Genomic DNA, 13,991 nt, shown 5'->3' on the forward strand with positions numbered 1-13,991 from the left:
TTCACAGATGGTTCGACGACTCATCGATGGGAGCCGCCGGTGTCGACACCGGATCGGTGCCGACGAAGGAATCGGAAGAGCGCGAACAGGGCGACCGCGACGATCGCTCCGCCCGCGCCGATGAGAACCGTCCGCAGCGCGGGGTTCTCCTGTGTGGCCTGACTCTCTTGTACGCCGGCGTTCTCGGGTGCGCCCGCCTTATCGGGTGCGACCGCCCCGGCCCCTGACCCCGCATCCGTGGCGCGCGCCAACGGCTCGCCATCGCCGACCGTGAACGGGATGATGCCCGAGATCGGGTGGCCGTCGTCCGACACGACCCGCCAGCGCAGTTCGTATCCGGCCTCGGGCATTCCAGGACGCACCTCGGCGGTGACCTCGTTGCCCTCGGGGACGGGCGCCTCGGCGATCCAGTCGGCGCCCTCGGCGTCGACGATCACGACGACCGCGCCGGTGGTGAGCACGTCGCCCGAGAACGTCAGCGACACCGCCGCAGGTGCCTCGGCGAGTGCCTCGCCCGCCGTGGGCGAACTGGCGATGAGCTTGTCGTGCGCGGATGCCGGGTCGGCCGCGGACAAGACCGCGAACATCGCCACAGCCACCCCCGCCGCGAGCATGCGAAAACGGGACATGACAAACCTCTTCGATCACGCGTCACGTCGTGACGCAGCGGACGAGTGTCACCTGCTCACGGAGCAGGCGACGGGGGTCACCCTCCGAAGGATTCCGGAGGAGAGATCAGACCGATACGAAGAGAGGGGGCCCGCGCCGCGCGAGCGAAGAGGGGTGCCATCCGAGCGGAGCCATCGCGCGCCGTTCGATGGCGACGGCGGCGATACGGCGCGGTGCGAGCACGACGCTGACCGACGCGAGGCGCCGGGTCGCCGCATGCAGGACGTCACCTGCCAGGGCGAGAAGCCGGCGGACACCGCGCTCGCCGCGGTACAGCACGGCGAGCGTCACGACTGCGGCGACTGCGTGGCCGAGCCACATCGTCACTCCGTCCGGCGCGACTCCGGGCGCCGACACGGTTGTCGACGCGGTGACGTGATGGGTGAACAGCGCCGGCGACGAGGCACCGGACCCGCGCGACATCCCCAGGACGAAGAGCTCGTGGAACAGGGCCTGGCTCGCGACGACCGCGGCCGACAGTCGCCACAGCGAGAGGGACCGACCGGTCAGCAGCGTGCAGACCATGACCGCGAGCAGCCACGGCACGATGACACCGGCCCAGCCGGGCATCTCGCCGCCCCCCGCGACGTGCGACAAGAGGGCGATGAAGGTCGAGACGGATGCCGCCAGCACACCCCGCAGGACACGGGGGCCTCGTGATGCCCGGGTGGCGCTCCCCGTCGGCACGTGATCGTTCGCCGGAGGGATCAGAGAGACGGAGTCGAGGTCATCCACGCCGGTCGCACAGAAAGGTGGGCGCGAAAGCGCGCTCTCTCTCGTACGACTCTGCATGTCGATCGCTGCTCCGGGTGTGAAGGGTCGCGGTCGACGGGACGCTGCCGGCGCCGAGACTTCACCCGCAACGCTACCAATCGCGTCAGCGCCCACCAACCACGTTCAGAGCGACGAACGCCGGGCACCCATGGTTTGGTGGCTGCGGCCTCGCCGATGACAGACGACGCGGGCGGGTCACCGCGATGTCCTCGCCACCCGAAGTGGCGCTCTTCCGCCTGGCGGCCGTCAGCCCGAGCGAGGTGCGGTGGGCCCGGGCGCTTGGCGTCACCCGGGCCCGCCCTTCCGCTGACTGACCGGTCCTGACCCGGCTCTCGCAGCAGGCAGTGCACCAAGTGAGAGGGAAGCTGGGGACAACCCTCTCTGTACGCCACACGGTAGACGCCGCGGGAAACCAGCGACAAGGGTGAAATCGGAGTTCACCCGCACGTCACCCGCCCGCGGCAGTGACATGCGTCTTTGGCAGCCGCTGTGCGGCGTCGTCGCAGTGCTTGGCACGGTAGGGAGCATCCGGGTGGTCGGGACTCGTCGCTCCGCGACACGGAGATCAGCCGCCTGAGGCCGCGCCGGTCAGCAGCCGAGGGCGGCGAGGAAGGCAGCCTGCGCGGGGAACCGGTAGACCTCGCCGCCCTCGTGCCGGTTGAAGCCATAGACGTCGATGCGGCGGTCTGCGGTGGCGAGGTGGTTGAAGGCGGCGAACACCGTCGACGGCGGGCAGGTGTCGTCGAGGATCGCCGTGGAGTACAGCGCCGGCACGGAGGACCGCCGCGCGAAGTTGACGCCGTCGACGTACGAGAGCGTGTTGAACACCCGCTCGGCATCACCACTGCCGCGGTGTACGGCGAGATAGCGCACGATCTCGGCGTAGGGGTCCGTGTCGGTCATCCCCACCGCCCGCTCGAAGTGGCAGAGAAAGGGCACGTCCGGCATCGCGGCGACCAGCCGCGGGTGAAGGCCACTCACCGCGACGGTGAGCCCGCCACCCTGACTGATGCCCGTGATGGCCACCCGGTCCGGGTCGACGCCGTCGAGACCGAGCGCCGCGTCCACGCAGCGGATGGCGTCGGTGATGAGCCGGCGGTAGTAGTAGTCCTCGGCGTCCTCGATGCCCCGGGTCATGAGTCCCGGCACGCTTGGACCGGTGCCGTGCGGATCGGCGGTGTCCCCGCCGCCGCCCCATGTGGCGCCCTGCCCGCGCGTGTCCATGACGATGTGTGCACGACCGGATGCCGCCCACGCGAGGCGCTCGTGCGGCAGGCCGCGACCGCCGCCGTAGCCGAGGAACTCGACGACCGCGGGCAGGCGTCCCGTGACGCCCGCCGGGCGGAGGTACCAGGCGCGGATCGGGTCGCCGCTGAAGCCAGGGAAGACGAGGTCGTACACCTCGATGTGCCGCAGCGCCGTGGCCACGGGGGTGAGCACGGCGGCGTCGCCGACCGCCCGCGCTTCGGTCAGCGTGCGCTCCCAGAAGTCGTCGAAGTCGGCAGGTTCGCGGACCTCAGGCCGGTAGGTCCGCAACTCGGATTCGGGCAGGTCGAAGCGTGGCACGGCGATCCTTCCGGTGACGCCTCCGGCGGCGTGGGTCGAGCCTAGCTACGTCGGCGTCCGCCGTCACGGCCGAGGTTTGCCTGGGGCTTTCCCAAACCGCGCGCAGTGCCTTGTGCAACTCGGGCCGGCGTAGCCGTCTCGTCCCACGACGGGGCGTCCCGCCCCGACTGCGTCAGCGCGCAAACGGCGACTCGCGGCGCCGCGAAGGCTTCTAGAAGTCCCAGTCGTCGTCTTCGGTCGCTTCGGCTTTGCCGATGACGTACGACGAACCGGATCCCGAGAAGAAGTCGCGGTTCTGGACATTGGGTTGTCGTGGCGGCGTCTGCCGCGGAATCACGCGGCATTTCGCCGCACACTCACCCACTCGGTAACCCGCTAACCGCGGACGTTCGTGGGCAAAATGTGGGCACGTGTGACGCCCGATTCACCACGTCGCCATGGCGCCGACGCGTCACGGCAGGATCGTGACGAGCGTCCCCAAAGGAAGAGCGTCGACGGCTTCAATGGCTTCCGCGCCGAGGCGGAGGCATCCGTGGGAAACCGCACCGCGGGCCACTTGTTGATAATGAATGCCGATCAGCCCGCCGACACTCCCTCCGTATGGCTCATCCGCAGCGGTTGCGTGCAAAGACGTCAGCTGGATTCGGTGCGTGTCCTGCTGTTGGGCGGGGTCCAGGTATTGGGCCTGCAGATACCCCAAGACGTTGACCGGCGTCGGGGTTTCTGGAGTGCCTACACCCACTTCGAACACGTGTTGAACGGCGTCACCTTCCAGGATGGTGAGCGTCTCGTCAGACACGACGACAACGATCTGCGACGTGATCGGGCGCGGATTGCGGAGCTTATCGCTACGTACCCATGCTGCGGTCTGCGCCGCGGGCGGAGTCGAAGCGCTGGCGGAGCGCTGTGAGGGTAGCTCGCGACGTGATGGCGTGAGTATCAACGACCAGTCACCTTGTCTCAGAATCTCCACCAGCACTGAGGGCTCGCCGAGAAAGTTCACCGCGGCGAACCGCGCAACAGGTTCAGAGCGATCCGCTCCAAAGAGTGGCACATCGGACTCGACCATGTATGCGGTTGCGGAGGTCCGAGCCGAATCGGAGTAGGTAAGTAGTCCGGGGATCACGGCGTCGTAGGAGGCTTCAGGCAGAAGCGCGATCTGGTCGTCGCTGAGTGGAGCCTTCGGCGCGAGCGTGGGTTGGTCACGAAAGGCGTCCTGGTTCATACGTTCGGCGACGGGCGCCGGGTTCGCGCAGCTGGCAAGCATCATGATCAGGGCGAGCGCAAGAACACCAGACGGTGGGAGCCTCCGCCAGCCTGGGCTTGCATGCCGTGCGCGCAAGCCCAGGCCGCCGAGAGTGTTCATCGCGATTGCTATCCGGAAACCACTGGTAGCGCCGGTCGGCTCGGGCGGTCCGGTGCCGGCGGAGCAGGTTGTGACGGATCCTGCACTTCGATCGCTCCCACTTCGATAATTCCGTCCACGGTGCAACCGAAGTCACCCAACGTGAAGGTGCCGCCGCCGGGCTCGCTCACGGTAACCCCCGTGATGGTCACCGCCGACCCCTGTACGTGAATCAGGTAGCTACCCGACGGGCCGAACGTGTACGCCGGAAAGGATGGCGAGGCCACGATCGGAAATGGTGCTGCCGGGTCAGGGACGGTGGTGAGAGGCAACGGAAAGTTCGTTGCTGTCAGCGGGCTTGACGTGTTGTCCGGCGCGGTGATGTCCACCGTGACATTGACGAAGCCTTCCATGGTTTGGTAACCGTTGTCGAGGATGGCTTCGGCGACCTCGGCAGGCAGCTCGAGGTCTACGGTGACCTCGGGATAGACAGTGTCTCCAGCATGGATCGTGTCCGGCAGAATCACGTCGACCTCGACACCAACCGCGAATGGGTTCCCCTCATTGACATACCCCTGAGTACAGGAGACGTCGAACGTTGCGTGCACAGTCTGCGCGCTCGCAGGTGCCGCCAACCAGAAGCCGCCGCTAACGACGAGAGCCGCAACAGCGATAACTCCCATTCGGCGTGTCTTGTGCGCGCATTTATCCTTGATCTCCACGTTCGCTCCCTGTGTGTTCGGTCGTCCGCCAATGAAAAGCCGGTCCGTGTTGGCCGAAGGTATCTGCACGCTGGGTGAAATGGAAGTGGCCACCTCCCCCTTGTTAATTCGCAATCACAGACCCTGATGGATGCCGATCATGTCAGAGCGGCGATAGCTGAAGCGGGCCGGCACATGCACGTCTGGTTTCGCGTCGTCCGCAGAATCACGTGCATATTTGCAGCATTTCGCGCGTGCATGCAAGAAAGCGAATAGCAGCGAAATACCACACTCAGCCTTCTGACAACTAGGCATATCGGGCAGTGCAGAGATCACCCGGGTGACAATGAAGATCACCCTCGGGTGAAGACGCTCTCAGCCACACTTACGGAAGTACTCTGCTGCCCTAAATAGCGGGTATGCGCTGACCAACTCGCTCATATGTGACACTTTGCTCACCCTGCTGGGCTGCCCAATTCAGACGTCACCTACCGATACGGCAGCCCCGAGGCGTTCTCGTGGCTCACCGGCATCCGAACAAGATGCGGTGGGCCTGGGCGCTTGGCGTCACCCAAGCCCACCCTTCAGCCGTGTCGCCGGAACCGACCCCGGATTTTCGCAGCGGGCATTGCACCAAGAGAGAGGGAAGCTGGGGACCCCCTCTCTGTACGCCACAACGTAGGGGCGGGGAAAACCAGCAACAAGGGTGAAACTCGAAGATCACCCGCACTTCACCCCGGCCCCGCGGCATACATCCTGCGTGCCGGCGGCCACCCGATGGATCAGTACCTGCCCTGCCCCGCTCTGTCAGAGCGAACGGCCTCGCGCGCGCCGACAAGCGCACACGAGGGCCTAACCGATTGGAAGGCCGTTGAGATTTACTGAGCAGCCGAGCACTGTGGCAGGCTAAACGCGCGACCCGACGCTGGCCCAGCGAACAACGTCTTGGCCATCGCAGGATTCGCGGTCGGAGTGACCAGGTCCTCGATGTTGATCGCCTGCACACGGCTGGGCGTTTCCAGCAGGTACCGGTTCGTGACCGACTGCGCGCGGCCGTCGTGTGGTCGAGCTTGATGCCGTTCTCGCCGTACTTCGCTTCCAGACGCCGTCCTCGTTGTACGTACTGATGTCACCCTTGGCCATCGTTCGTCCCCTCTGAGGAGGTCAGCCGCTCACAGAATGTGGGCAAAACGTGGGCAAGGCCCCCGCCGGGGGCTCTATGCGAGCTGCTGGCGGGGGCCTCAGTGTTCATGGTGCGATCCGGTGATTACCTGCTTGACCTGGACTTTTAGAAGTCCCAGTCGTCGTCTTCGGTCGCCTCAGCCTTGCCGATGACGTACGACGAACCGGAGCCCGAGAAGAAGTCGTGGTTCTCGTCGGAGTTCGGCGAAAGCGCGGACAGGATCGCGGGGTTCACGTTCGTCACCGACGAGGGGAACATCGCCTCGTAGCCGAGGTTCATGAGCGCCTTGTTGGCGTTGTAGTGCAAGAACTTCTTGACATCTTCAGTGAGACCCACGGGGTCGTAGAGGTCTTGCGTGTACTGAACTTCGTTCTCGTACAGCTCATACAACAACGAGAACGTGTAGTCCTTCAGCTCGTCGCGCGTCGCCTGGTCGACGGTCTCGAGTCCGCGCTGGTACTTGTAGCCGATGTAGTAGCCGTGCACGGCCTCGTCACGGATGATGAGGCGAATGAGATCGGCCGTGTTCGTGAGCTTCGCCTTCGACGACCAGTAGATCGGCAGGTAGAAGCCCGAGTAGAACAGGAACGATTCGAGCAGGGTCGAAGCGACCTTGCGCTTGAGGGGGTCATCGCCGCGGTAGTAGTCCACGATGATCTGCGCCTTCTTCTGCAGATTCGTGTTCTCGGTCGACCAGCGGAACGCCTCGTCGATCTCTTTCGTCGAGCACAGCGTCGAGAAGATCGACGAGTAGCTCTTGGCGTGCACCGACTCCATGAACGCGATGTTCGTGTAGACGGCCTCTTCGTGCGGCGTGATCGCGTCGGGGATGAGCGAGACGGCGCCGACCGTGCCCTGGATCGTGTCGAGCAGGGTGAGACCCGTGAACACCCGCATCGTCAGGATCTGCTCGTCATCGGTGAGCGTATTCCAGGACTGGATGTCGTTGGACAGCGGCACCTTCTCGGGCAGCCAGAAGTTGTTCACGAGGCGGTTCCACACCTCGAGGTCTTTGTCGTCCTGGATGCGGTTCCAGTTGATCGCCTGCACGTGGTTCAGGAGCTGCAGCTTCTCAGCCATGATTGCCTTTCGAAAAATCCCAGATCAAAGCCACTACAGCATGCACGAGACACACTCGGTCATGTCGGTGCCCTCGAGTGCCAGCTGCCGCAGGCGGATGTAGTAGATCGTCTTGATGCCCTTGCGCCACGCGTAGATCTGCGCCTTGTTGATGTCGCGCGTCGTGACGGTGTCCTTGAAGAACAGCGTGAGCGACAGGCCCTGGTCGACGTGCTGCGTCGCCGCGGCATACGTGTCGATGACCTTCTCGTAGCCGATCTCGTAGGCGTCCTCGTAGTACTCGAGGTTGTCGTTCGTCATGAACGGCGCCGGGTAGTAGACGCGGCCGAGCTTACCTTCCTTGCGGATCTCGACCTTCGACGCGATCGGGTGGATCGACGACGTCGAGTTGTTGATGTACGAGATCGAACCGGTCGGCGGCACGGCCTGCAGGTTCTGGTTGTAGATCCCGTGCTTCTGGATGCTGGCCTTCAGCGCCGTCCAGTCCTCCTGCGTGGGGATGTGGACACCGGCGAAGAGCTCGGCGACGCGCTCGGTCTGCGGCACCCACTCCTGGTCGATGTACTTGTCGAAGAACTCCCCGGACGCGTAGGTGGAGTCCCAGAACCCGTCGAAGACCTGACCCCGCTCCTTCGCGATGACGTTCGACGCGCGCAGCGCGTGGTAGAGCACCGTGTAGAAGTAGATGTTGGTGAAGTCGAGGCCCTCTTCCGAGCCGTAGCGGACGTGCTCGCGGGCGAGGTATCCGTGCAGGTTCATCTGCCCGAGGCCGATCGCGTGCGAGCGGTCGTTGCCGTCTTCGATGGAGCGCACCGAGGTGATGTGGCTCTGGTCGCTCACGGCGGTGAGCCCCCGGATGGCCGTCTCGACGGTCTGGCCGATGTTGCCGCCATCCATCGCGAGGGCGATGTTCATCGAACCCAGGTTGCAGGAGATGTCCTTGCCGATCTGGTCGTACGACAGGTCCTCGTTGTACGTCGTCGGCGTGTTGACCTGCAGGATCTCGCTGCACAGGTTGGACATGTTGATCCGGCCCTTGATCGGGTTGGCCTTGTTCACCGTGTCCTCGAACATGATGTACGGGTAGCCCGATTCGAACTGGATCTCAGCGATCGTCTGGAAGAACTCGCGAGCGTTGATCTTGGTCTTCTTGATGCGCGCGTCATCGACCATCTCGCGGTACTTCTCGGTGACGGAGATGTCACCGAACGGCACGCCGTAGACCTTCTCGACGTCGTACGGAGAGAACAGGTACATGTCCTCGCCGTTCTTGGCGAGCTCGAAGGTGATGTCGGGCACCACGACACCCAGCGACAGCGTCTTGATGCGGATCTTCTCGTCGGCGTTCTCACGCTTGGTGTCGAGGAAGCGCATGATGTCGGGGTGGTGGGCGTTGAGGTAGACAGCGCCGGCACCCTGACGCGCACCGAGCTGGTTGGCGTAGCTGAAGCTGTCTTCGAGGAGCTTCATGACGGGGATGATGCCCGAAGACTGGTTCTCGATCTGCTTGATCGGCGCGCCCGCTTCGCGGATGTTCGACAGGAGCAGGGCAACGCCGCCGCCGCGCTTGGACAGCTGCAGCGACGAGTTGATGCCGCGCGAGATCGACTCCATGTTGTCTTCGATGCGCAGCAGGAAGCACGAGACGAGTTCGCCGCGCTGCGCCTTGCCCGAGTTGAGGAACGTCGGCGTCGCCGGCTGGAAGCGACCCGAAATGATCTCTTCGACCAGGTCCATCGCGAGCTTCTCATCGCCGTCGGCCAGGCCCAGCGCCGTCATGACGACGCGGTCCTCGAAGCGCTCGAGGTAGCGCTTGCCGTCGAAGGTCTTGAGCGTGTAGCTCGTGTAGTACTTGAACGCACCGAGGAACGTCTCGAAGCGGAACTTCTTCGAGTACGCGAAGTCGTTGAGCTTCGAGATGAAGTCGAACGAGTACTTCTCGAGCACGGTCGGCTCGTAGTACTCCTTCTCGACGAGGTAGTCGAGCCGCTCCTTGAGGGAGTGGAAGAACACCGTGTTCTGGTTGACGTGCTGCAGGAAGTACTCCCTCGCCGCACGCTTGTCGGCGTCGAACTGGATCTTGCCGTCGGCGTCGTACAGATTCAGCATCGCGTTGAGGGCGTGGTAATCCAGCCCTTCGAACGCGGGGTTGTGCTTGAAGTCGGTCCGCGCCTCGGTCACTGCAGATTCCACCATTGTTCCAATCCGTCGCTCACGCGATCGATGTCCTCGGGCGTGCCGAATACTTCTAGCCGATACAAGTGGGGCACACGGCACTTGCGGCTGATGATGTCGCCGGCGAGGCAGAACGCCTCGCCGAAGTTGGTGTTCCCCGCGGAGATGACCCCGCGGATGTGACGACGGTTTCGCTCGTCGTTGAGGAACCGGATCACCTGTTTGGGAACGGCCCCCTTCTCTTCGCCTCGACCCTGGCCGCCCCCGTAGGTGGGAGTGACCAGGACGAACGGCTCGTCGACGAGAAGGGGTTCGTGAGATGGATACAGCGGGATGCGTGCGGCACGCATGCCCAGCTTCTCGATGAAGCGGGCGGTGTTGCCGGAAACGCTGGAGAAGTACACCAGCAGCGGTGCCTCAACGGCGACCTGCATGGCCTTCCCCCTCAGTGATGCGTCCTGATCAGAGACGAGACGCGAGCTCGTCGATCTTGTCGGGACGGAAGCCCGACCAGTGGTCCTCATCGGTGATGACGACAGGCGCCTGCATGTAGCCGAGCGCCTTCACCTGCTCGAGTGCCGAGGGGTCCTCGGAGAGGTCGAGAACCTCGTACTCGAGGCCCTTCGAGTCGAGTGCTCGATACGTCGCGGTGCACTGCACGCACGACGGCTTCGTGTAGACCGTGATCGCCATGTGGATCCGTCTCCCCCTTACATTCGATGCTTTCCGGCGGTTTCCCCCCACCGGGAGTCCAATACTACATATGGGTGCCGACATTCGATAGCACCACAAGGTCTAGTAGTTACATCCGTGTAGTTTTCCACCGTTCTCTACAGGTACAACACAAGTTGTCCACCGATTCATCCACAGGATCGACACTGGCTGCGGTGTCCGAAAAGGCCAGGATCACGCCAGTTTCGGAGGCCCCGCACTCAAACGATCCACAGGCGGGACGCTACGAGGGGGTTCCGACATCGGATCGGGCGATGATCGGACGCCCTGGCGTGTCGTGGGCGTGTCGCCCGGCAGCATCCCGAAGCACTACCTTTGATCCGTGGCGGGGTACCGGGAGCTTCTGCGCACGCCCGGCGTCGGGCGGATCATGGCAGCGCAATTGACGGCGCGCTTCCCCAATGGGATGACGAGCCTGGCGGTGCTGCTGCACATCGAGCACGTCACCGGCTCGTACGGGGCAGCAGGCCTCGTGCTCGCGGCGACCTCGATCGGGCAGGCCGTGGCCGGGCCCGTCACCAGCCGCTGGATGGGCCGCTGGGGCATGCGGCGCGTCATCTCGATCGCCCTCGTCGTCTGCGCGCTCGCGATCCTCTCGATCGCCCTGCTCGTCCTGCCGCTTGCGCTGTACATGGCGCTGGGTCTCATCGCCGGCCTGTCGACGCCGCCCGTGCAATCCGCCGTCCGCACGATCTACCCCAAGATGGTGCCGGCCAAGCAGCTCACGCCGCTGTACTCGCTGGACGCCTCGCTGCAAGAAGTCATCTGGATCCTCGCGCCCGTCGTCATCACCTTCGTCGCGACGCAGGTGGGAACCGTCCCCGCGCTCCTGGTCGTCGTCGTCGTGCTGATCGGCGGCGGCACGTGGTTCGTCCTGTCCCCCGAACTCGGGCGCGTGCGGATTCCGCCGAGCCGCCGCGGGATCGGGCGCGTGCTGGCCAAGCCACCCGTCCTGCTCGCGACGGTCGTAGGCTTCCTGCTGATCGGCGCGTGCGCCTCGGTCGAGGCCGGCGTCGTCGCGACGTTCGACCACGGCGGCCTCGAGGCGGGCCTCGTGCTCGCCGTCTTCGCCTTCGGCAGCCTCGGCGGCGGTCTCGCCCTCGGCCACCTGCCGATGGGGCGCTGGTCGATGGCGCGGCGCCTCGCCATCGTCACGGTCGGCCTGTCGCTCACGATGCTCTCACTCAACGTGTGGTGGCTCGGCGGCACCCTCGTGCTCGCCGGCATCGGAATCGCCCCCGCCCTCGCGGTCATCTTCGCGATGACCTCGGCGAGCGTGAAGTTCAGCGAGACGGCCGAGGCCTATGGCTGGGTCGGCACGGGACAGCTCATCGGCGCCGCAGCCGGGTCGTCGATCGCGGGCTTCCTCATCGACGACATCGGCCCGAGCGGTGCGTACATCGCCGGAACCGGATTCGCCGCCGCCGGGCTGCTCGTCGCCGTCGTCTTCGTGCGCTGGTTCCCCGATCTGAGGCACCGTGACGTGAGCCCGATCCCCGACACCGAACCGATCTCGACCCTCACCCAGCCCTGATCATCCTCGAGAGGTACGCAGGTCGTGCCGCAGACGGATGCCGCACCCCCGGCCGCGTTCATAGCGTTGGAGTGTGACGAAGAACCTCTCTGCGACCGGAGCCTTCGTGCTCACCCTGCTCGGCAACATCCTCTTGCTCATCGTGCTCGCTGCGGCAGCCGTCGTGGTGCCCGCGGCGGCGATCATCGTCTTCGGCGGGGAGCTCCTCGGCCTGTGACCCGGGCGCGGCCTACCCTGGAACCATGCCGGCTCCCGTGACCCTCCCCCGTCTGTCCTGGGGCGATCCCGCCGCTGATCGCCACGCCCTGCTCGTGCACGGCCTGGGCTCGAACGGCGCGCTCATGTGGCGCTACGGCATAGCCCTCGCCGAGGACGGCTGGCACGCGGTCGCGGTCGACCTTCGTGGCCACGGGACGGCGCCGCGAGCCCTGGACTACACGATCGCCGCTTATGCCACCGACCTCGCGGTCACACGCCCCGATGACGGCGGATCGTGGGACCTCGTGATCGGCCATTCGCTCGGTGCGGCGGCCTCCACGGCGACAGCCGCGACCGACCCAGCGTGGACGCGCAGACTCGTGCTGATCGACCCCGCGATCCACCTGGGCGCCCGCGACCGCGAGATCGTGCGCACGAGCCTGGAACGCTCGTTCGCCGACCCCACGCCGGCGGCCATCCGCGCCGAGCATCCGACCTGGCACGAGAACGACATCGAGCTCAAGGCGCTGTCGGCTCAGCAGGCCAGCCGTTGGGCGGTCGAGCAGACGAGCGCCCAGAACTCGACGTGGGACGAAAGGGACGCTGCATCCCGCCTCTCGATCCCGACCCACGTCATCGCGTCCGACCCGACGGTGTACTCGATCTTCACGGGCGCGCTCGCACGCGACGTGCTCACGAACCCGCTCGTGATGATGTCCGTCGTCGCGGGCGCCGGCCACTCGCCGCACCGCGACAAGCCCGACGACACCATCGGGCACCTGAGAGAGGCACTGTCATGACGACCTTCGACCCCGCGGACCTGCTGCCCGACGACCTCCTCGAGCGCTTCCGTGCCCGCGCCGTCGTGTATGACCGGGACAACACCTTTCCCGAGGACGACCTCGCCGATCTGAAGGCGAACGGCTACCTCGCGATCCTCGTGCCGCGCGACCTCGGGGGTGCGGGGCTCGGCCTGGCCGAGGCATCCGTTCTGCAGCAGCGCCTCGCGACGGCTGCTCCTGCGACAGCACTCGCGATCAACATGCACCTCGTCTGGACAGGGGTCGCCAAGGTGCTCGCCGATCGCGGCATCGACAGCCTGCGGTTCGTGCAGGAGGGCGCCGCCGCGGGCGAGGTGTTCGCCTTCGGGATCAGTGAGGCTGGCAACGACCTCGTGCTGTTCGGCAGCGATACCGACGCGGCGCCTCAGCCCGACGGCGGGTACGCGTTCACCGGAACGAAGATCTTCACGTCACTCGCCCCCGTGTGGACGCAGCTGGGCCTGCACGGCCTCGACACGACCTCGCCCGATGCTCCGCAACTGGTCTATGCCTTCGTTCCGCGGTCAGAGGCCGTCGTGACGCGCGACGACTGGGACACACTGGGCATGCGCGGCACACAGTCGCGTACGACCGAGTTGCACGGCGTGATCGCGCCGGCTGACCGGGTCGTGCGGCGTGTGGCGCCAGGACCCAATCCCGACCCGATCGTCTTCGGGATCTTCAGCGTCTTCGAGCTGCTGCTCGCCTCGGTCTACACCGGCATCGCGCGGCGGGCGCTCGATGTCGCCGTCGAGACGGTGCAGCAGCGCACCTCGAAGAAGACGGGCAAGACGTACAGCCAGGACCCCGACATCCGCTGGCGCATCGCCGAAATGGCCCTCGCCTACGACGCGCTGCCCCCGCAGATCGAGGCGCTCTGCCGCGACGTCGACGGTCTCATCGACCACGGGGCCCGCTGGTTCTCGCTGCTGAGCGGCGTCAAGCATCGGGCCGTGACGATGGCGAAATCCGTCGTCGATGACGCCGTCCTCGCGGCGGGCGGCTCGTCGTACTTCACGCGCTCCGAGCTCAGCCGGCTCTATCGCGACGTGGTCGCGGGGCTCTTCCACCCCTCTGACCCCGAGTCCGCTCACGCGACGGTCGCTTCGGCCTGGCTGGGGCCGGTCGAGTCCTGACGGCGACGGTGTTGCGCCCGTAGCGCGTCGACAACTCCGGAGGAATGGGGAGTTGGGCGGTTGGGGGCGGCCCGGGC

Annotated in this window: 14 protein-coding genes; 4 read left to right on the top strand and 10 right to left on the bottom strand. The window is 65.7% G+C overall.

Annotation, left to right across the window (positions count from 1 at the left end):
* Positions 1 to 20: 20 nt before the first annotated feature.
* From AC25Y0_RS10450 to nrdH, 10 genes are all read right to left on the bottom strand, one after another.
* The gene (locus AC25Y0_RS10450) at positions 21 to 629 is read right to left on the bottom strand and encodes a copper resistance CopC family protein (protein ID WP_488134609.1); all 609 of its coding nucleotides are present in this window, start codon (positions 627 to 629) and stop codon (positions 21 to 23) included.
* Positions 630 to 735: 106 nt separating this feature from the next.
* Positions 736 to 1,404, bottom strand: a complete 669-nt coding sequence (locus AC25Y0_RS10455; RefSeq protein ID WP_488123824.1) for a hypothetical protein — start codon at positions 1,402 to 1,404, stop codon at positions 736 to 738.
* Between the two features lie 627 nt (positions 1,405 to 2,031).
* Positions 2,032 to 3,009 (bottom strand): acetylxylan esterase, encoded by a 978-nt coding sequence (locus AC25Y0_RS10460; RefSeq protein WP_488134610.1) that lies wholly within the window; start codon positions 3,007 to 3,009, stop codon positions 2,032 to 2,034.
* Positions 3,010 to 3,220: 211 nt separating this feature from the next.
* The gene (locus AC25Y0_RS10465; protein ID WP_488124054.1) at positions 3,221 to 3,346 is read right to left on the bottom strand and encodes a hypothetical protein; all 126 of its coding nucleotides are present in this window, start codon (positions 3,344 to 3,346) and stop codon (positions 3,221 to 3,223) included.
* Positions 3,347 to 3,460: 114 nt separating this feature from the next.
* Positions 3,461 to 4,375, bottom strand: a complete 915-nt coding sequence (locus tag AC25Y0_RS10470; RefSeq protein WP_488123822.1) for a L,D-transpeptidase — start codon at positions 4,373 to 4,375, stop codon at positions 3,461 to 3,463.
* Between the two features lie 8 nt (positions 4,376 to 4,383).
* Complete coding sequence (locus AC25Y0_RS10475) at positions 4,384 to 5,169, bottom strand: DUF6801 domain-containing protein (RefSeq protein ID WP_488134611.1); 786 nt, start codon at positions 5,167 to 5,169, stop codon at positions 4,384 to 4,386.
* A gap of 1,174 nt (positions 5,170 to 6,343) precedes the next feature.
* Positions 6,344 to 7,318, bottom strand: coding sequence for a class 1b ribonucleoside-diphosphate reductase subunit beta (nrdF, locus tag AC25Y0_RS10480; RefSeq protein ID WP_488124169.1), 975 nt, complete (start codon positions 7,316 to 7,318; stop codon positions 6,344 to 6,346).
* A 33-nt stretch (positions 7,319 to 7,351) separates the two neighbouring features.
* Positions 7,352 to 9,514 carry a class 1b ribonucleoside-diphosphate reductase subunit alpha gene (nrdE, locus tag AC25Y0_RS10485; protein WP_488134612.1) on the bottom strand — a complete coding sequence of 721 codons (2,163 nt, stop codon included), beginning with the start codon at positions 9,512 to 9,514 and terminating at the stop codon, positions 7,352 to 7,354.
* Positions 9,496 to 9,927: a class Ib ribonucleoside-diphosphate reductase assembly flavoprotein NrdI gene (gene nrdI, locus AC25Y0_RS10490; RefSeq protein ID WP_488124167.1), complete on the bottom strand. Its 432-nt coding sequence runs from the start codon at positions 9,925 to 9,927 to the stop codon at positions 9,496 to 9,498. The genes nrdE and nrdI overlap by 19 nt, the downstream gene beginning before the upstream one ends.
* 28 nt (positions 9,928 to 9,955) lie before the next feature.
* A complete protein-coding gene (nrdH, locus tag AC25Y0_RS10495) occupies positions 9,956 to 10,186 on the bottom strand; it encodes a glutaredoxin-like protein NrdH (RefSeq protein ID WP_488124166.1) in 231 nt (76 codons plus the stop codon).
* A 361-nt stretch (positions 10,187 to 10,547) separates the two neighbouring features.
* Between nrdH and AC25Y0_RS10500 the strand changes: the two genes are divergently transcribed.
* The 4 genes from AC25Y0_RS10500 (at position 10,548) to AC25Y0_RS10515 (ending at position 13,914) form a co-directional block, all read left to right on the top strand.
* A complete protein-coding gene (locus AC25Y0_RS10500) occupies positions 10,548 to 11,759 on the top strand; it encodes an MFS transporter (RefSeq protein WP_488134613.1) in 1,212 nt (403 codons plus the stop codon).
* Positions 11,760 to 11,832: 73 nt separating this feature from the next.
* Complete coding sequence (locus AC25Y0_RS10505; protein ID WP_488134614.1) at positions 11,833 to 11,976, top strand: hypothetical protein; 144 nt, start codon at positions 11,833 to 11,835, stop codon at positions 11,974 to 11,976.
* A 25-nt stretch (positions 11,977 to 12,001) separates the two neighbouring features.
* Positions 12,002 to 12,757, top strand: coding sequence for an alpha/beta fold hydrolase (locus tag AC25Y0_RS10510; RefSeq protein ID WP_488134615.1), 756 nt, complete (start codon positions 12,002 to 12,004; stop codon positions 12,755 to 12,757).
* Positions 12,754 to 13,914, top strand: a complete 1,161-nt coding sequence (locus AC25Y0_RS10515; protein WP_488134616.1) for an acyl-CoA dehydrogenase family protein — start codon at positions 12,754 to 12,756, stop codon at positions 13,912 to 13,914. Before AC25Y0_RS10510 ends, AC25Y0_RS10515 begins: the two co-directional genes overlap by 4 nt.
* The last annotated feature ends 77 nt before the right edge of the window (positions 13,915 to 13,991 follow it).

Source organism: Microbacterium sp. Y547, from assembly GCF_057669785.1.

What these genes read in the sequence shown, in the direction of transcription:
- AC25Y0_RS10450 (WP_488134609.1), bottom strand. Translation starts at nt 629, where the DNA reads ATGTCCCGTTTTCGCATGCTCGCGGCGGGGGTGGCTGTGGCGATGTTC.
- AC25Y0_RS10470 (WP_488123822.1), bottom strand. Translation starts at nt 4,375, where the DNA reads ATGAACACTCTCGGCGGCCTGGGCTTGCGCGCACGGCATGCAAGCCCA.
- nrdF (WP_488124169.1), bottom strand. Translation starts at nt 7,318, where the DNA reads ATGGCTGAGAAGCTGCAGCTCCTGAACCACGTGCAGGCGATCAACTGG.
- nrdE (WP_488134612.1), bottom strand. Translation starts at nt 9,514, where the DNA reads ATGGTGGAATCTGCAGTGACCGAGGCGCGGACCGACTTCAAGCACAAC.
- nrdI (WP_488124167.1), bottom strand. Translation starts at nt 9,927, where the DNA reads ATGCAGGTCGCCGTTGAGGCACCGCTGCTGGTGTACTTCTCCAGCGTT.
- nrdH (WP_488124166.1), bottom strand. Translation starts at nt 10,186, where the DNA reads ATGGCGATCACGGTCTACACGAAGCCGTCGTGCGTGCAGTGCACCGCG.
- AC25Y0_RS10510 (WP_488134615.1), top strand. Translation starts at nt 12,002, where the DNA reads ATGCCGGCTCCCGTGACCCTCCCCCGTCTGTCCTGGGGCGATCCCGCC.
- AC25Y0_RS10515 (WP_488134616.1), top strand. Translation starts at nt 12,754, where the DNA reads ATGACGACCTTCGACCCCGCGGACCTGCTGCCCGACGACCTCCTCGAG.